Origin of the sequence: Rhodococcus rhodochrous (assembly GCF_014854695.1) — a bacterium.
Taxonomy (GTDB): Bacteria; Actinomycetota; Actinomycetes; order Mycobacteriales; family Mycobacteriaceae; genus Rhodococcus.
Genome location: NZ_CP027557.1, coordinates 1625730 through 1641906 on the forward strand (window position 1 = coordinate 1625730; position 16177 = coordinate 1641906).

The following is a 16177-nucleotide window of genomic DNA, read 5'->3' on the forward strand; positions in this document are numbered from 1 at the left end:
GAGCGAACATGACCGCAGTCGAACCCGGCGGGAGCGTGCCCGCCGAGGTGGATGTCCTGATCGTCGGCGCCGGTATCTCCGGCATCGGCACGGCCTACCACCTGAAGACGAAGAGACCGGGGACGAGCTTCGCGATCGTCGAGGCACGCGACGCGCTCGGCGGCACATGGGACCTGTTCCGATATCCCGGTGTGCGCTCCGACTCCGACCTGCACACCCTCGGGTACGAGTTCAAGCCGTGGCGGAAGAAGCACGCGTACGCCGGAGGCGGCGAGATCCTCGGCTATCTCCACGAGACGGTGGACGAACACGGACTCCGTCCCTACCTGCACCTCGGGCACCGCGTCGTCGGTGCGTCCTTCTCGTCCGATACCGGCAGGTGGACGGTCACGCTCCTGCGCACGAGCGACGACACCACGCTCACGGTGACCTGCTCGTTCTTCTTCTCCGCGACCGGCTACTACGACTACGACGAGGGGTACAGCCCCGAGTTCGAAGGCAGCGACGACTTCCGCGGCACGATCGTCCATCCCCAGCACTGGCCCGACGATCTCGACTGTGCGGGCAAACGCGTCGTCGTCATCGGCAGTGGCGCCACCGCGGTGACGCTCATCCCCGCCCTGGCCGGCGTCGCCGAGCACGTGACGATGCTGCAGCGCTCCCCGTCCTACGTCCTGGGATGGCCGAAGGAGAACAAGGTCGCCAACGCGTTGCGACGCGCACTCCCGACATCAGCGGCCGACCGCGCCGTTCGTTCCCTGAGCATCCGCCTGCTGCACGAGATGTACCGGACGAGCCGGCGCGCGCCGAACCTCTTCCGCCGTCTCCTGCGTCTGCGGATGACGAGCGTGCTGCCCGACGACTATCCCGTCGACGTGCACTTCAACCCGTCCTACGACCCGTGGGATCAGCGTCTGTGCGTCGCGACCGACGGCGACCTCTTCCATGCCATCGCCACCGGCGAGGCATCGGTGGTCACCGATCGGATCGCCCGGTTCACACCCACGGGGATCGCCCTCGAATCGGGGCGCGAGATCGAGGCCGACGTCATCGTCACCGCGACCGGCCTGAAACTGGTGCCGTTCGGGAGGATCGACGTCGACGTCGACGGCGTCCCGGTCGACTGGCACGAATGCGTCACCTACAAGGCGACGATGCTCACCGGCGTGCCGAACTTCGCCTTCGCGTTCGGCTACACCAACTCGTCGTGGACCCTCAAGGTCGACCTCACCGGCCATCATCTGTGCCGGTTGCTCGACCACATGGACGACCAGGGCTACGACGTCGTCACCCCGATCTGCGACGATCCGGCCGTCGGCGGAGGGCCGTTCTGGGATCTCACGTCGAACTATCTCCGGCGCTCGGCCGACGTGTTCCCCACATCCGGGGAGAGCGGCCCGTGGTCGATGGAGCAGAACTACTATCTCGACCGCAGACGGCTGCGCCGCGAACCGGTCGACGATCCCGCCCTGCGTTTCACGCGGGTGGCCGAGCCGGCGGGTTCATCGAGCCCAGCAGGTCGCCGGGAACCCCCACCACGAGTGCCCGGGCAGCGCTCGTCACCGCCGCAACGTCGCTGACGCCGAGAACCGTCAGCGACGCCGTCGCCAGCGCTTCGGGGAGCCCGGCATCGACGTCGCCGTCGTCGGCCCGCATGCCGATGACCGATTCGACGATCCGGAACGGCAGATGGGTGCGAGGATCGCCGTCGCCGACGATCTGCGCCGCCAGGATCCGGTAGCGCTCCATCAGGTGCCGACGTTCCTCCCGGAACCGATCGAACGGTTCGGTGCGAAGTTCCGGAAGGTGGTAGAGCGCACCGAGATTCCATCTGCCCGCGGACAACTGGGCCGTATCGAACCAGGCGAGCGCACACAGGCGCACCTCGGGCGGCAGCGCGGGGTCGAGATTGTCGTCGAAATCGAGGGTCGGTTCGACGGTGTCCTCGAGCAACGCCACGAGGATGTCGTTCTTCGTCGCGAAGTGGTTGTACAGCGATGCCTGCCGGATCCCCACCGCCTCGGCGATCGTGCGTGTCGACGTGGGGGAGAACCCGCGGGTGGTGAACAGCTCCGCAGCGGCGTCGAGGATCTCGGCACGCGCGGTCGGCCCGGGCCGTCGCGGGGCGTGGAGGCGGGGGCGTCCTGGTCCTGCATGGGTCACCCCTCCACTGTGACACGACGAAAGGTGCTGCAGCATCACGGTCTTCGTGCGTGAAGTTTTCGTCACACGTACGAAACACGCGTCACGGACTCGTTACGCCGTGGACATTCCCCGAAGATGCGCAATGGGAAAACTGTCGATCGACAGTTTCCCCGGACCGCCGATCGGAGCACCATGACCGAGACCCTCGCGACCGCCACCACGCACGCTGCTCGCGCCCATGCCCGAGCGCAGGCAGGAACCGTCACCGACGCCATGCCGATCGTCCCGGCATCGTCGTGGCCGGCTCCGCCCAGCGGTCGCGCAGCGTCGATGACCTGGGCCGAGACCGTCCCCGGTGGCCGCTACACCAGCAAAGTCCTCGCCCGCGGCACCCGCCTGCGCCTGCGGGACGTCCACGGCACCGCCTGCGCCAACATCCTGCTGTTCCGCGCCGACGCCCCGCACGAGCGGCTCAACGTCGCCGACACGGTGAAGGTGCCGTGGCAGGCCTATCTCGGTGTCGGGCACCCACTGCTCTCCGATCAGGGCCGCGTCCTCGCCACGATCGTCGCCGACACCTCCGGACGCCACGACGCGCTGTGCGGCACCACTCATGTCGCGGGGAACACTGCGAAATACGGTGAGGGATCGCTTCATTCGAGCTCTCCTGCGGGTCGCGAACTGTTCACGGTCGCCGCCGCCAAGCACGACCTGCAACCGCGCGACCTGCCGCCCTCACTGTCCTTCTTCCACGGTGTCCGCGTCGAGGAGGACGGCAGCCTCGTCAGCACCGGCAACGCCGGTCCCGGTGCCGCCGTCGACCTGCTGATCCACCTGCCGGTGATCGCCCTGATCGCGAACACCGCACACCCGCTCGACCCGAATCCCGAGTTCACCACCGGCAGCCTCGAAGTCCTCGCCTGGCGAGCACCCGGCGAACTGAACTCGCTGCCGAACACCGACCCCGAGTACCAGCGCGCCGTGCTCAACACCGACGACGCCTGGGCCGCCGCCACGTCCGAAACGGAGATCCGCCGATGACCATCACCGCCGACACCGCAGACCTCGCCCTCGTTCCCGGTCGCGTCGTCCTCGACGAGATCGTCGGACTCCGCGGCCCGTGGTCGGCCGTCGTCGCCGCCGGCGACGTCCTCACCATCGTCGACCTGCACGGCAACCAGGCGGTCGACACCCTCGTCTACGACGCAGCCGACCACACCCGCCGCTACAGTGCCGCTGCCACCGTGGCCGCCCAGCAGAACCTCTTCCTCTCCACCGGTTCGGTGTTGCGCGACGCCGACGGTGAGCCGCTGATGACGCTCGTCGCCGACGAGGTGGGCAACCACGACACCGTCGGCGGTGCCTGCTCGCAGGAGTCCAACACCCTCCGCTACGGGCACCACACCAAGCACCAGCACGCCTGCGTCGAGAACTTCCTCATCGAAGGCGCCAAGTGGGGACTGGGCACGCGCGACCTCGTCTCCAACATCAACTTCTTCATGAACGTGCCGGTCGAGGCCGACGGCACCCTCGGCATCGTCGACGGCCTGTCCGCACCCGGCAAGCGACTCGCGATCCGCGCCGAGCGCGACGTGCTCGTCCTCGTCTCCAACTGCCCTCAGATCAACAACCCGTGCAACGGCTTCGACCCCACGCCGGTCCGCATGATCGTCACCCGCGGGGAGTGAGGAAGCCATGACCACCAAGATCACCGTCGAACGCCCCGGGATGCTCACCACCGTCCAGGACTATCCCGGACGCACCGGTTACTGGCAGATCGGTGTGCCGCCCTCGGGCCCCATGGACGACCTGTCGTTCCGCCTCGGCAACGTCGCGCTCGGCAACGACGAGGGCGCCCCTGGCCTCGAGACCGCCATGGCCGGCCCCGCCCTGCGGTTCACGGAGGAGACCGAGGTGTGCGTGACGGGTGCGCCCGTCACCGTGCGCGTCGGCGGGGCCGCCGTCCCGCAGTGGCGCCCGGTCACCGTCCCGGCGGGCGGCCTGCTCGACGTCGGAGCTGTCTCCGGGCCGGGGCTGCGTGTCTACGTCCTCGTTCGCGGTGGTCTCGACGTCCCCGAATTCCTCGGCAGCGCATCGACCTTCACGCTCGGAACGTTCGGCGGTCACGAGGGTCGCACGCTGCGCGAGGGTGACGTCCTCGTCGTCGGGGAGACCGCTCCCGGCACGAGTGCCCCGGTCCCGTCCGAGCACGTGCCCGCACTGAGCACGCGCTGGGAGATCGCGGTCACCGAAGGTCCGCACGGCGCACCCGAATTCTTCACCCGCGCCGACATCGACGCCCTCTACGCCACCGACTACGAGGTGCACTTCAACTCCGACCGCACCGGCGTGCGGCTCATCGGCCCCAAGCCCGAATGGGCGCGCACCGACGGCGGCGAGGCGGGCCTGCACCCGTCGAACATCCACGACAACGCCTACTCCGTCGGCGCACTCGACTTCACCGGCGACACCCCGATCCTGCTCGGCCCCGACGGTCCCAGCCTCGGCGGGTTCGTGTGCCCGGTGACCGTCGTGGCCGCCGACCGTTGGAAGCTCGGCCAGCTCGCTCCCGGCAACACGGTCCGGTTCGTGCCCGTGAAGTCGCAGCACACCGCCTCCCGCCGCGAACTCGGCGTCGCGCGTCGCGCCGGACTGTCGCTGGTCACCTCGGCCGGTGGCGACGGTGACGACGGAGTGCTCACCCGCCGCGACGGCCACACCGCCGTCACCTACCGTCGTAGCGGCGACGACAACGTCCTCGTCGAGTACGGCGACATGACCCTCGACCTGGCGCTGCGGGCCCGCGTGCACGCGCTGCACCAGCGCCTCGACGCCGACCGTCCTGCGGGTCTGCTCGAACTCACCCCGGGAATCCGGTCGCTGCAGGTCAAGGTCGACCCCGACGTCCTGCCCGTGCCGACCCTGCTCGGCCTGCTCGGCGAGGTCGAGGACACCATCGGCGACAGTGACGAACTCGAGGTCCCCAGCCGGCAGGTGCGACTCCCGCTGTCCTGGGACGACCCGGCGACCCGCGAGGCCATCCAGCGCTACATGCACGGCGTGCGCTCCGACGCCCCGTGGTGCCCGTGGAACATCGAGTTCATCCGCCGCATGAACGGCCTCGACACCGTCGCCGATGTCTTCGACACCGTCTTCGCCGCCGACTACATGGTCCTCGGCCTCGGCGACGTCTACCTCGGCGCCCCGGTCGCGACGCCGCTCGACCCGCGGCACCGCCTCGTCACCACCAAGTACAACCCCGCCCGCACCTGGACTCCGGAGAACGCCGTGGGCATCGGCGGCGCCTACCTGTGCATCTACGGTATGGAGGGCCCCGGCGGCTACCAGTTCGTCGGCCGCACCACCCAGGTGTGGAATCACCGGCACCCGCAGCCCGCCGGCCCGTTCGAGGACGGCACCCCGTGGCTGCTGCGCTTCTTCGACCGCATCTCGTGGTACCCCGTCGACCCCGACGAACTGCTCGATCTGCGAGCGGATCTCGCTGCGGGTCGCGGTGGGGGAGTGGAGATCACCGACGGCACCTTCTCCCTCGCCGCGCACCGGAAGTTCCTCGCGGACAACGCTGCTTCGATCAGCGAGTTCCAGGCGACGCAGTCCGTCGCCTTCGGCCAGGAGCGCGCGCGGTGGAAGGCGAACGGCGTATGACGGTCGCCGAACGGATCCGTCCGGTGGGAACCCAGTTCGAGCGAACACTGTTGGCTCGGCCGGGAGCCATCCCGGACACCACCACCCGCGTCACGTGGCTGCAGGGTGAGCGGTTGTACTGCGACCTGCGACGACCGGCGACACTACCGACGGTGACGGCTCCTGCCCTCGCCGAGATGGAGATCGACGACCTCGTCGCTCTCGCGAGCCAGGACGGATTCGCCGGCCGGCTGCTCGACAGCAGCAAACATGTCGAATGGGAACGGGCCGTGTCGTTCCATCCGCTCGGACCGACGCCCGATGCCGGCACCCTGGCGACCCTCGACGCCGACACGCTCGTCGAACACGGTGTGTTCGAGGAGTACACCGAGCACTGGCGCATCACGGATGTCTCGCCCGACATCGAGGAGTATCTCCTCGAGGACGTCGAGACCGGAGCTACCGCAGTGCTCGTGCGGGTCGGAGAGTGCTTCGCGTTCGGGCGTGGTCGCGATCGTGCGATCGGATCCGAACCGCTGGTCGAGCAGATCCTCGGCGCAGCGACGGTGTCGGATGCCCGAGCGTTGCTGGACTGCGAGATCGCGGTGGGCCGCATCGAGGACGACCGGTGGACCATCGCCGCATCGACCCTTCCGTTCCGAGCCGGAGGCAAACTCCAGCCCGTCTTCGGTCACGAGATCCGTACCCGAGACACAGCATTCGATGGAACGCCCGTCACCCGGAGATGGCGTTCGGTCGACTCGACCCCGAGGAGCGACGCATGACGTTCACGAGCATTCCCGTCGTCGATGTGCATGCACTGGTGTCCGGCGATGAAATCGGACGCGACGCCGTCGTCGCCGAACTCGGGCGCGCCGCACGAGAGGTCGGCTTCGCGCAGATCGTCGGACACGGTGTCGATCCCATCCTCGTCGGCGGATTGAAGGACGCGGCCGAACGCTTCTTCGCTCTTCCCGACAAAGCGAAAATGGATGTGTACATCGGCAATTCCACGAACCACCGCGGCTATGTGCCGCCCGGTGAGGAAGTGTTCGCCGGTGCCACGCCGGACCACAAGGAAGCGTTCGACCTGTCGATCGACCTTCCCTCCGATCATCCCGAATATGTCGCCGGCAATCCGCTGCTCGGCCCGAACCAGTGGCCCGACCTGCCGGACTTCGACAAGCCCGCGAATGCATACTACGAAGCCGTCTTCGCTCTGGGTCGTGTGTTGTTGCGCGCCTTCGCCAAAACGCTCGGCGAGCCGGCGGATCGGTTCGACCGCTATGTGACCACGCCGCCTGCTCAACTTCGAATGATCCACTATCCCTACGATCCCGACGCCTCGGACCGTCCCGGCATCGGTGCCCACACCGACTACGAGGTGTTCACTCTTCTGCTCCCAACGGCACCGGGACTCGAGGTCCTCAACGCCGACGGCGACTGGATCGACGTGCCCTACCGCGACGATGCCTTCGTCCTGAATATCGGTGACCTGCTGGAGATCTGGACCAACGGAGTATTTACAGCGACGTCACATCGGGTGCGTAAGGTTGCCGAGGAACGTTACTCGTTCCCCTTGTTCTTCAACGTCGACCACGACACCCGGGTCGAGCCGCTGGAGAGGTTCGTCGACGCCGACGGACCGCGCTACGGCGGAGTCACTGCCGGCGAGCACCTGTTCGCCCAGACGGCCCAGAGCTTCACCTATCTCCGCAAGCGGCTCGCCGCGGGCGAGATCACCCTTCCCGACAATGCACGCCCCCTCTACTCGCTCGGACGCGAAGCCCAACGCAGCGCTCCTGCCGTCTGACCTTCTCCATACGGAGCTGCCATGATCATCACCGGTGTCGCCGTGTGCCTCGTCGTACTTCTCGGGGCCGGCTTCTACTCCACTCGCAAGGTCCGGGGACAGGCCGGGAACTTCCTTCTCGCCGGTCGTTCCCTGGGTGCCCCCGTCCTGGCCGTCCTGCTCATGTCGCAGGTCATCGATTCCAATGCGACCCTCGGTTCCGCCGACCTCGCGGCCGGATTCGGCTTCTGGGCCGGCGCGGCGATGCCCTTGGGTGTCGCGCTGAGCGTGCTACTCGTCGGACTGTTCTTCGCCAAGCGTCTGCGGGCCACCGGCGTCGTGACCCTGCCCGAGTTCTTCGCTCGCAGGTTCGGCCGCGGCACCGAGGTCACCGCATCCGTGCTCACCGTCGGCAGCTTCGGCATCCTCCTCGCCGGCAACCTCGTCGCCCTGGGCTACCTGCTCCAGTACTTCCTCGGACTGAACTACACGGCAGCGGTGCTGGTGATCATCCCGTTCGTGCTGGCCTACACGATGGCCGGCGGCATGTTCGCCAGCGTCTACACCGGCATGGTGCAGTTCGCGGTGATGGGGGTCGGCATCGTCTCGCTGCTCGCGTGGGTCGCGTTCGGCCCCGGCTTCACTCACGGCGACGGACTCGGCATCGGCGATCTCGGCCAGCTCACCGATCCGGCACAGGGGGCCGCGATCAACTGGGCCACCATCGTCGCTCTCGGTCTCGGCAACCTCGTCGCGATCGACCTGATGCAGCGCGTGTTCTCCGCCAAGTCCCCGATCGCTGCGCAGCGCGCCTGCTTCTCTGCGGCGACCGGCATTCTCGTTCTGTGCGTGCCGCTCTCCTTCGTCGCCCTCGCAGCCGTGTCGATCGTCGGCGACAGCGCAGCCGACGCCCCGATCCTCTACGTTCTGCTGGGCGAGTACACGCCGCAGTGGTTGTCGATCCTTGTGCTTTCCGGTCTGGTGACGGCTTCGCTGACCACGATCAGTGGTGTGCTGCTGTCCACCGCGACGGTTCTGGTGCGCAATGTCTTCCGGGTCGGCGGCGAGAACGCCGCGATGTCGTCGGACGTCATGAAGGCCACCCGCCTGCTCATGCTCCCGATGGCCGCCTTCGGTGCCCTTGTCGCCCTGCGGGTCCCGCAGACCGGCATCCTGCTCACCCTCACCTTCGACCTGCTGCTCGCCTCGCTGGTCGTGCCGTTCATCCTCGGACTGTTCTGGTCGCGCGGTGACGGTCGCGCCGTGGCCGCCGCAGCGATCGCCGGCATCACGGTGCGCGCCGGCTTCTTCGTCCTCACCCCGACGATCTACGGCGTCGACAACACCCTGCTGTACATCCCGAACTCTCTGGTCACTTCGAGCGTCGACGGCTGGACGACCTTCCTCGGCTTCCTGGTCTCGCTGGTCGCATACGTGACCGTCGCGCTGGTGCGCCGTCCGGTCCCGACGATCACGGTGCCGGAACCCGTCGTCGTCCCCGCGAAGCAGCCGGTCGCGGTGTAGTTCGCGCGCCGAACCGGGGCTTGCTACCGCAACACGCGGGGCGAGCCCCGGTTCATCGCGTCAGCCTTTGTGCGGGATCTCCACGTCGGAACCTCGATCCGTTTCCGTCGACGGTCGTCCGCACGCCGAACCGGGGCTTGCTACCGCAACACGCGGGGCGAGCCCCGGTTCAGCGCGTCAGCTTCGCAGCGCGACGCGCAGCCTGCCGGAGTCTCTCCGCCACGACGTCGAACCGCTCCAATTCCGCCCAGGTCCAGCGCACCACTTCGTAGCCTGCGTCGCGGATCGCGTCCTGCCGGAGCTTCTCGTCGAACACATCGCGCGGATCGGAATACTTGATCCGCCCGTCGAACTCGCCGACGACGCCGTTCTCCCAGAAGAAGTCGACGCGGTAGCGTCGCCCGTTTCCGCCCACGATCTCGTACTGGAGGATCGGTCGCGGCAGTCCTGCTTCCGCAATGCGTAGACGCGACAGCGATTCGCCCGCACTCTCGCTGCGACCGTCCAGGAACGGCACCACCGTGCGGGCGCGGGCGAGTCCGTGGCGAGTGCGGGCATCGACCAGCTCGCGTGAAACCTGTTCACGCATTCCGGGATGCAGACGAAGCGCGGAATCACCGGCAATGACGGCCTGCTCCTTCGGGAGCGTGCGTGCAAGGTCGACGACGGTCCGTGCGACCGAGGTGACGGACACTCCGTCGACGACCGCCACGTCACCGAGTTCGGTCGGATGCACATGGATCTGAGAAGTGACGCGACCGCGCCGCGTAGCGGGCCGGGAGATGTGGACGAGATCGAGCGGGACATCCCAGAGTTCGAGGCCGTGCAGGGCTGCAGCCGACGTGTGGCTGAGTGCTTCTTCGGGGCCGAGGGTCGCTCCGACATGTCGGGCACGGACACGGTGGACGCCAACCGGCCCGAGGGCGTCGACGTCGCAACGGTGCAGATAGCAGCCGCGCCCGACCCGTACGAGTGCGCCGGTGCGAACGGCAGTGCGGATGTCGGTGTCCGAGAGACCCGCGACGGTGAGCGAGGTGTTGGTGAGGATGTTCGGATCTGTCACGACGACGATCCTGCGCGGGACGACACCCACCGAACCCGCCACGACCTCCCGATCCGGCGCACCTGTGGATCGATCGTGGGGTTGGGGACAAACCGGAGTTCGAAGGGCGTCGACGCGCCGAACCGAGGTTCGCGCGTGCTACAGCGGCGGCGAATCCCGGTTCGGCGCGTTTTTCTACTTCTCGAAGACGATGTCCTCGATGAGCGTGTGCTGCTCCACCGCGGAGGGTGCCTGCATGCCCGGCGCCTGGTCGTCCGAGTGCGACGCCTTGAACGAGTCCGAACGCAGCCATGCGAGGAAGTCGTCCTTGGAATCGAACTCCATGGTGGACACATAGGGCAGGCCGTCGGCTGCGGGACGCATCAGCGTCGTGCGGTTGAGGCCCGGCACTCCGTCGAGCGTCGAACGCATGCTCTCGACGAAGACCTTTTCGAATGCTTCGGTGGTGTCGGCAGGAACGTCGATGCGGTTGGTGATGACGTACACGGTGACCCTTTCTGAGAAGTCGTGGCGGACCCGGGAGCCCTCGGAAATTATAACGACACCCTGTCGAGAACCTGCGGTCCGTGCCCGCTCACGATGCGCGGACCGGTGAAGCCACCCCGACCGACATCTCCCAGAACTGCGCGTAGCGACCGCCGCGACGCACCAGTTCGTCGTGGGTTCCCTGCTCGACGATCCGTCCCCGGTCCAGGAACACGATCCGGTCGGCGTCGCGCACGGTGTGCAACCGATGCGCGACCATCAGCACCGTCCGTCCCGCAGTGAGTCGTTCCAATCCGGCGCGGACGACCGCCTCGTTCTCCGGGTCCAGGGCGGACGTCGTCTCGTCCAGCAGGACGATCGGCGCATCCTTGAGCAGCGCTCGCGCGATCGACACCCGCTGCCGTTCCCCACCGGACAACATCGCGCCGCCTTCACCGACCCGCGACGACCAGCCGTCGGGGAGGCGTTCGATCACCTCGTCCAGTCCCGCGGCGGCGCCGGCGGCGCGCACCTTGTCGTCGGTCGCATCCGGACGTCCGAGTCGCACGTTCTCCTCGAGGGTCCCCTCGAACAGGTAGACGTCCTGGAAGACCACTGCGATCTGCGACATCAGCACGTCGGTCGCGATGTCCCGCACATCCACACCGCCGATGCGCACGGAGCCCGCATCCACGTCGTGGAACCGTGCGAGCAGTTGCAGCAGCGTGCTCTTCCCGGCGCCGGACGGCCCGACCACCGCGAACCGCCGGCCCTGCGGCACCGCCAGCGACAACCCGTCGATCACCGCGCGACCGTCCCGACGGAAGACCACCGAGTCGAACTCGATGTCGTGACCCTGCGGTCGCATCGGACGAGCCGGCTCGGGGAGGGGAGGGGTGCTCAGGAAGGCGTCCAGTCGGGTCAGTTCGCCGCGGGCGGCGCGCAGCTTCCCGCCGATCTCCGACAGTGACAACAGCGGTTCGGCGCAACAGCCTGCGAGGACGACGAGTGCCAGCATGTCCGGCACTGCGAGGTCCCCGCCGATCGCGAGATAGGTGCCCAGCGCCAGAAGGGCGGTGAACGCCGTCTGCACGGTCACCGTCGTAGCGACCATTCCCGGCACGGCTGCGATCGTCGATCGTCGCGATGCGCGCCGGATACCGTCGAGAGAGTCGTCGAGCAGCCGGAAACGTTCGGCGGTTCGTCCGCCTGCACGCAGAACGGGCTGCGCCTGGAGGTATTCGACGACGCGAGCGGTGGCCTCGTGATCGCGTGCGGCCCGTTCGGCATCGGTCGCCGCGGTGGCGCGTGCCGACCACAGCTGCACCGCCGTCACCACGGGGATCGCGGCAGCGGCCGCCAGACCCATCCGCAGGTCGTAGGCGGTTATCACCACCACGATGGTCAGCGGGGTCAGGCACGCCGAGACGAACGGCGCGAGCATGTGGGCGATCACGCTCATCGATTGCAGGACACCGCGACTCGCCGTCGCCGACAGTTCGCCGACCCGGTCGGCGCGATACCAGCCGAGCGGCAACCGTACGAGTTGGTCGCCCAGTCGGTGATAGACGCCGCGCAGCAGGGAGGTACCGACGCGGAAGCCCGACAGGTCGCTGACGTAGCGCAGCACCGCGTAGACGGCGACCGACGCTCCGAATCCGATCAGCCAGGGTCCGATGTCCGAGGGGGTGTCCCCGAACAGGATGCGCAGCACCGGGACGAGGAAGGCGTACGACAACCCCTCGGCGATCGCGCATCCCACCATGAGCGCAAGAGTCCGGCGCAGCGGGCCGGCGTGTTCGCGTCCGAGTGTGCGGAACAGTGTGGTGATCATCGTGCTCTGCTTCCTTGCAGGTCGGAACCGACGGATGGGTACAGGGAGCCATTACGGACGAGAACGTCCTCCGGTGATCCCTGTTCGACGATTGCCCCGTCCTCGAGAACCACGACCGTGTCCGCCCCGGTGATCGTCTCCGAGCGGTGCGTGACGGTCAGGATGGTCCGGTTGCCGCGCAGACGGGCGAGGGCGGCGTGGATCGCACCTTCGGTCCGGGGATCGGCGAAGGCCGTCGCCTCGTCGAGCACCAGCACCGGTGCATCGGTGAGCAGTGCCCGAGCGAGCGACAGGCGTTGTCTCTCCCCGCCGGACAGTTCGACCTCCTCGCCGAGGATCGTGTCGTATCCGTGGGGCAGTTCGACGATCCGTTCGTGGATGTCGGCCGCAACGGCTGCGCGGACCACGTCGTCGCGGTCGGCGTGGGGCACGGCCAGGGCGATGTTGTCGGCGATCGACGCGCGCAGCAGGCGAACGTCCTGGAAGACACACGAGATCGTGCGGTAGAGCGTCCTGCTTCCGACCTCCCGCAGGTCGACGCCACCGAGGGTGATCGTGCCGTGGGTCGGGTCGAAGAAGCGCAGCAACAGTTTCGCCAGGGTGGACTTCCCGCTGCCGGACGGACCCACCAGCGCGGTGACCGTCCCCGGTTCCAGGGTCAGGTCGATGCCCCGGAGGACCTCGTGCGCATCCGGATAGCCGAACCGGACGTCGTGCAGGTCGATCCGGTGCCCGGTCGGCGTAACCGGCCGCTCGGGTTCCGGCACCGGTGGCACGTCCAGCACCTCCCGGATCCGCTCGACGGCGCGCCGGGCGGCCAGGATGTCGTCGAATCCGTGGCCCAACGCCGCGATCGGGGCGGTCAGCCCCACGCCGAGGAGCACGAAGGGCAGCAGATCCGCCGCGGGCATACTGCCGCCCGTGATCAGGATGGAACCGCCGATCAACACGGTTAGGAGCACGAACGGCGGTGAGAGGGCGAGTTGCATTCCCGCTGCCACGCCGGACACGCCGCGGACCCATCGGGTGAAGGTCGAGACGAAATCGTCTGCCGCCGAGACGAATCTGTTCCGGGACCGGCGGGCGTTCCCGAAGACCTTCACGACCGAGATGCCGTTCACGAATTCGACGACCACATCGGCGATGCGTCCCATCGCTTCGTCGAACTCCTCCTGCTCCCGGCGTCGGGTCGCCGTGGACAGCAGAAGAACCAGCGACATGGCCAGGACGATCGGGATCATGGTGATCAGCGTCAGCCGCCAGTCGACGGTGAACAGGTAGACCGCCGACACGGCCGGAACGAGGAAGGCGTTGACCATCTCGCCGGGCGTGTGCGCGATGAACGGGTGCACGGCGGAGACGTCGTCGCCGACGACCTTCGCGAGTTCGCCGGTCCGGCGGCGGGAGAACCAGCCGATCGGGACCCGGCCGAGGTGACGTGCGAGTTCGCGGCGGAACGCCAACTGCACGGAGCCGTCGAGGCCGTGTGCGAGTCCGGATCCGATCGATGTCAGGACGAGCCGGGCGAAGAGTCCGAGTGCGCCGACAGCGACGGCGGTCCACGCGCGGGACTGGTCGACCGGTCCCGGCGCGAGGAGGGTTCGGCCGACCTCGGCGACGGCGAGAAGTGGAACGAGACCCGCGATACCGCCCGCGGCCTGTAGGGCAACGCTCGCGGTGAACCTGCCGACGAACGGCCGTAGCAGCGACGACAGTGTTCGCCGCGATGCCGAGTCCCTTTCGGAGAAGGATGTTTCGGTGGATGTCATGATGTCCGCGCTTTCGTCGGTCTTCGGTTCGGGGCGACGTCGCCGGTAGGCTCGGCGGGCGCGCCGGTCCGGGGGAGAACGGTGAATGCGATCACGGCAGCGACGACGAGAAGCACTGCACCGAAGGCGAATCCGAGTGCGTAGCCACTGTTCATGCTCTCGGGCGTCGCGAGCGTACCGATGCGGTGGTGTGCAGCGGTACCGAGAACGGCGAGTCCGAGCGACGCGCCGATCTGCCGCGACGTGTTGAGAAGTCCGGAGGCCGTGCCCATCTCGTGTGTGGCCACCCCCGAAGTTGCGACCGATACCACCGGACCGAGGCAGAGTCCGAAACCGATGCCGACGACGACGGCCGGTCCCAGAACGTCGGTGACGAACGATCCGTCGGCGCTGATCAGACCGAACCATGCGAACCCGGACGCGCTGACGAGTCCACCGGCCACGAGGAGTGTGCGTGCTGCCACGCGGTAGCCGAGCTTGACGGCGACCACCGATCCGGCGATCACGCCCACGGCCACCGGCAGGGTCATCAACCCCGTGGCGGCCGGGCTGTTGCCGAGCACCTGCTGCAGATACAGCGAGACGAAATAGAACGCCGACCCGATGGTGGCGCCCACCAGCAGGTTGAAGGCGTTCGCCCCGCTCACCGACCGATTGGTGAAGAGGCCGAGCGGGATCAACGGGTCGCGGCGGGTGGTCCGCTCGACGTGGACGAACACCACCAGGAGGGCGATCGCCGCGGCGAGGGTGACCAGCGTGATCGTCGAGGTCCACCCGTGATGGTCGGTGCGTACGAGTGCGAACACCAGGGCTGTCGTTCCTGCGGTGCCGAGAATCGCGCCGAGCACGTCCGGGCGACCGCGCCGCGCGGGTACTCCGTCGGCTCCCACGCCCAGACAGGTCAGTGCGAGTGCTGCAGCCGCCATGGGCACGTTGACGAACATGACCCACCGCCACCCGGCGTATTCGGTGAGGACGCCGCCGAGGACGAGACCGAAGGCGGCACCTCCGGCGTTCATGGCGCTCCATATCCCGAAGGCACGGACCCTGGCGCGACCCTCGGAGAAGGTCGACGACAGCAGTGCCAACGCGGCCGGCGCGAGGGCCGCAGCCCCGACACCCTGCATCGCTCGTGCGGCGACGAGGTGGCCGGGTACCGCAGCGAACCCGCCGAGCAGCGAGGCGAGGCCGAACACGCCCAGTCCTACGAGGAGAGTGCGCTTGTGCCCGTAGAGATCGGCCGCGCGTCCTCCGAGGAGGAGCAGACCGCCGAAGAACAGTGCGTAGGCGTGGATCACCCACGTCGCGCCCACCGGATCGAAGTGCAACCCCTCGGTGATCCGGGGGAGTCCGATGTTCGCAACGGACAGATCCAGCGACACCATGAACTGCACCGTTGCGACGGCTGCAAGGGTGTATCCGGGCCTCGTTGCGTCAGTCATGCCGGTCGGCCCTTTCGGTCGGGGGCAGGACCCAGGCGGCCATGACCGCGGTGATCCCCGGCAGCAGTGGGATCACCAGCAGGGTGACGCCCAGCCACAGCGGGACGATCGGGTCGTAGTGTTCGCCCGCGTATCCGACGTCGAACAGCAGCACGCACGTTCCGACCACGAACAGTGTCGTCACCACCGCGCGGACTGCGACGTCCTTCTTCGCGCTCCACAGCGCGCCGAGCCAACCGGCCAGGCCGAGGACGCCCACGATCACGAGGTACCCGGCGATCGCGTTCCGGTCGAGGTTCACATTGTCGGGTCCCCATTCGGGATATGCGTTCTGTACGTGTTGTTCGATCGATCCGATCATCCACACGTCCAGCAGTGGGAGTGCGATGCAGAGGATCTGCAGGCACGCGCCGATCGTGAGGGCCTGGACAAGGTTGGGCCGGCGTTTCGTCGTACGAATTTCGGTATGGACGGTCATGCCGGACTCCTCTCTTACGG

The 16177-nt window shown here is 67.9% G+C and carries 14 protein-coding genes; 7 read left to right on the plus strand and 7 right to left on the minus strand.

Annotation, left to right across the window (positions count from 1 at the left end; translation table 11 throughout):
- Positions 1 to 8 precede the first annotated feature (8 nt).
- Positions 9 to 1580 (plus strand): flavin-containing monooxygenase, encoded by a 1572-nt coding sequence (locus C6Y44_RS07590; protein WP_159418828.1) that lies wholly within the window; start codon positions 9 to 11, stop codon positions 1578 to 1580.
- On the opposite strand, the gene C6Y44_RS07595 is transcribed toward C6Y44_RS07590, so the two are convergent.
- Positions 1477 to 2163 (minus strand): TetR/AcrR family transcriptional regulator, encoded by a 687-nt coding sequence (locus C6Y44_RS07595; protein WP_080968286.1) that lies wholly within the window; start codon positions 2161 to 2163, stop codon positions 1477 to 1479. The genes C6Y44_RS07590 and C6Y44_RS07595 overlap by 104 nt on opposite strands.
- 174 nt (positions 2164 to 2337) lie before the next feature.
- Here C6Y44_RS07595 and C6Y44_RS07600 point away from each other — a divergent pair, with 174 nt between their 5' ends.
- Genes C6Y44_RS07600 through C6Y44_RS07625 form a run of 6 tightly spaced genes read left to right on the plus strand, consistent with a single transcriptional unit; the run spans position 2338 to position 9106 of the window.
- Positions 2338 to 3186 (plus strand): urea amidolyase associated protein UAAP1, encoded by an 849-nt coding sequence (locus tag C6Y44_RS07600; RefSeq protein WP_059382894.1) that lies wholly within the window; start codon positions 2338 to 2340, stop codon positions 3184 to 3186.
- Positions 3183 to 3833, plus strand: coding sequence for an urea amidolyase associated protein UAAP2 (locus C6Y44_RS07605; protein WP_159418827.1), 651 nt, complete (start codon positions 3183 to 3185; stop codon positions 3831 to 3833). The genes C6Y44_RS07600 and C6Y44_RS07605 overlap by 4 nt, the downstream gene beginning before the upstream one ends.
- Before the next feature lie 7 nt (positions 3834 to 3840).
- A complete protein-coding gene (locus C6Y44_RS07610; RefSeq protein WP_159418826.1) occupies positions 3841 to 5811 on the plus strand; it encodes a 5-oxoprolinase/urea amidolyase family protein in 1971 nt (656 codons plus the stop codon).
- A complete protein-coding gene (locus C6Y44_RS07615; protein WP_159418825.1) occupies positions 5808 to 6575 on the plus strand; it encodes a hypothetical protein in 768 nt (255 codons plus the stop codon). Before C6Y44_RS07610 ends, C6Y44_RS07615 begins: the two co-directional genes overlap by 4 nt.
- A complete protein-coding gene (locus C6Y44_RS07620) occupies positions 6572 to 7603 on the plus strand; it encodes an isopenicillin N synthase family dioxygenase (protein WP_159418824.1) in 1032 nt (343 codons plus the stop codon). Before C6Y44_RS07615 ends, C6Y44_RS07620 begins: the two co-directional genes overlap by 4 nt.
- Positions 7604 to 7624: 21 nt before the next feature.
- Positions 7625 to 9106: a sodium:solute symporter family protein gene (locus C6Y44_RS07625; RefSeq protein WP_159418823.1), complete on the plus strand. Its 1482-nt coding sequence runs from the start codon at positions 7625 to 7627 to the stop codon at positions 9104 to 9106.
- 169 nt (positions 9107 to 9275) lie between these two features.
- On the opposite strand, the gene C6Y44_RS07630 is transcribed toward C6Y44_RS07625, so the two are convergent.
- The 6 genes from C6Y44_RS07630 to C6Y44_RS07655 all read right to left on the minus strand — a co-directional run bounded on the left by C6Y44_RS07630 (position 9276) and on the right by C6Y44_RS07655 (position 16157).
- Complete coding sequence (locus C6Y44_RS07630) at positions 9276 to 10169, minus strand: type IV toxin-antitoxin system AbiEi family antitoxin domain-containing protein (RefSeq protein ID WP_059383048.1); 894 nt, start codon at positions 10167 to 10169, stop codon at positions 9276 to 9278.
- 174 nt (positions 10170 to 10343) lie between these two features.
- Positions 10344 to 10655, minus strand: coding sequence for an antibiotic biosynthesis monooxygenase family protein (locus tag C6Y44_RS07635; RefSeq protein WP_059382891.1), 312 nt, complete (start codon positions 10653 to 10655; stop codon positions 10344 to 10346).
- 88 nt (positions 10656 to 10743) lie between these two features.
- Entirely contained in the window at positions 10744 to 12468 is a 1725-nt protein-coding gene (locus C6Y44_RS07640) for an ABC transporter ATP-binding protein (RefSeq protein WP_159418822.1), read from the minus strand.
- Complete coding sequence (locus C6Y44_RS07645) at positions 12465 to 14237, minus strand: ABC transporter ATP-binding protein (RefSeq protein WP_159418821.1); 1773 nt, start codon at positions 14235 to 14237, stop codon at positions 12465 to 12467. The genes C6Y44_RS07640 and C6Y44_RS07645 overlap by 4 nt, the downstream gene beginning before the upstream one ends.
- The gene (locus C6Y44_RS07650; protein WP_159418820.1) at positions 14234 to 15679 is read right to left on the minus strand and encodes an MFS transporter; all 1446 of its coding nucleotides are present in this window, start codon (positions 15677 to 15679) and stop codon (positions 14234 to 14236) included. The genes C6Y44_RS07645 and C6Y44_RS07650 overlap by 4 nt, the downstream gene beginning before the upstream one ends.
- Positions 15672 to 16157 (minus strand): hypothetical protein, encoded by a 486-nt coding sequence (locus tag C6Y44_RS07655; protein WP_159418819.1) that lies wholly within the window; start codon positions 16155 to 16157, stop codon positions 15672 to 15674. Before C6Y44_RS07655 ends, C6Y44_RS07650 begins: the two co-directional genes overlap by 8 nt.
- Between the last annotated feature and the right edge of the window lie 20 nt (positions 16158 to 16177).

Excerpts from the sequence above, each read along its gene's own strand:
- C6Y44_RS07590 (WP_159418828.1), top strand. The coding sequence starts at position 9 with ATGACCGCAGTCGAACCCGGCGGGAGCGTGCCCGCCGAGGTGGATGTC.
- C6Y44_RS07600 (WP_059382894.1), top strand. The coding sequence starts at position 2,338 with ATGACCGAGACCCTCGCGACCGCCACCACGCACGCTGCTCGCGCCCAT.
- C6Y44_RS07605 (WP_159418827.1), top strand. The coding sequence starts at position 3,183 with ATGACCATCACCGCCGACACCGCAGACCTCGCCCTCGTTCCCGGTCGC.
- C6Y44_RS07610 (WP_159418826.1), top strand. The coding sequence starts at position 3,841 with ATGACCACCAAGATCACCGTCGAACGCCCCGGGATGCTCACCACCGTC.
- C6Y44_RS07615 (WP_159418825.1), top strand. The coding sequence starts at position 5,808 with ATGACGGTCGCCGAACGGATCCGTCCGGTGGGAACCCAGTTCGAGCGA.
- C6Y44_RS07620 (WP_159418824.1), top strand. The coding sequence starts at position 6,572 with ATGACGTTCACGAGCATTCCCGTCGTCGATGTGCATGCACTGGTGTCC.
- C6Y44_RS07625 (WP_159418823.1), top strand. The coding sequence starts at position 7,625 with ATGATCATCACCGGTGTCGCCGTGTGCCTCGTCGTACTTCTCGGGGCC.
- C6Y44_RS07640 (WP_159418822.1), bottom strand. The coding sequence starts at position 12,468 with ATGATCACCACACTGTTCCGCACACTCGGACGCGAACACGCCGGCCCG.
- C6Y44_RS07645 (WP_159418821.1), bottom strand. The coding sequence starts at position 14,237 with ATGACATCCACCGAAACATCCTTCTCCGAAAGGGACTCGGCATCGCGG.
- C6Y44_RS07650 (WP_159418820.1), bottom strand. The coding sequence starts at position 15,679 with ATGACTGACGCAACGAGGCCCGGATACACCCTTGCAGCCGTCGCAACG.
- C6Y44_RS07655 (WP_159418819.1), bottom strand. The coding sequence starts at position 16,157 with ATGACCGTCCATACCGAAATTCGTACGACGAAACGCCGGCCCAACCTT.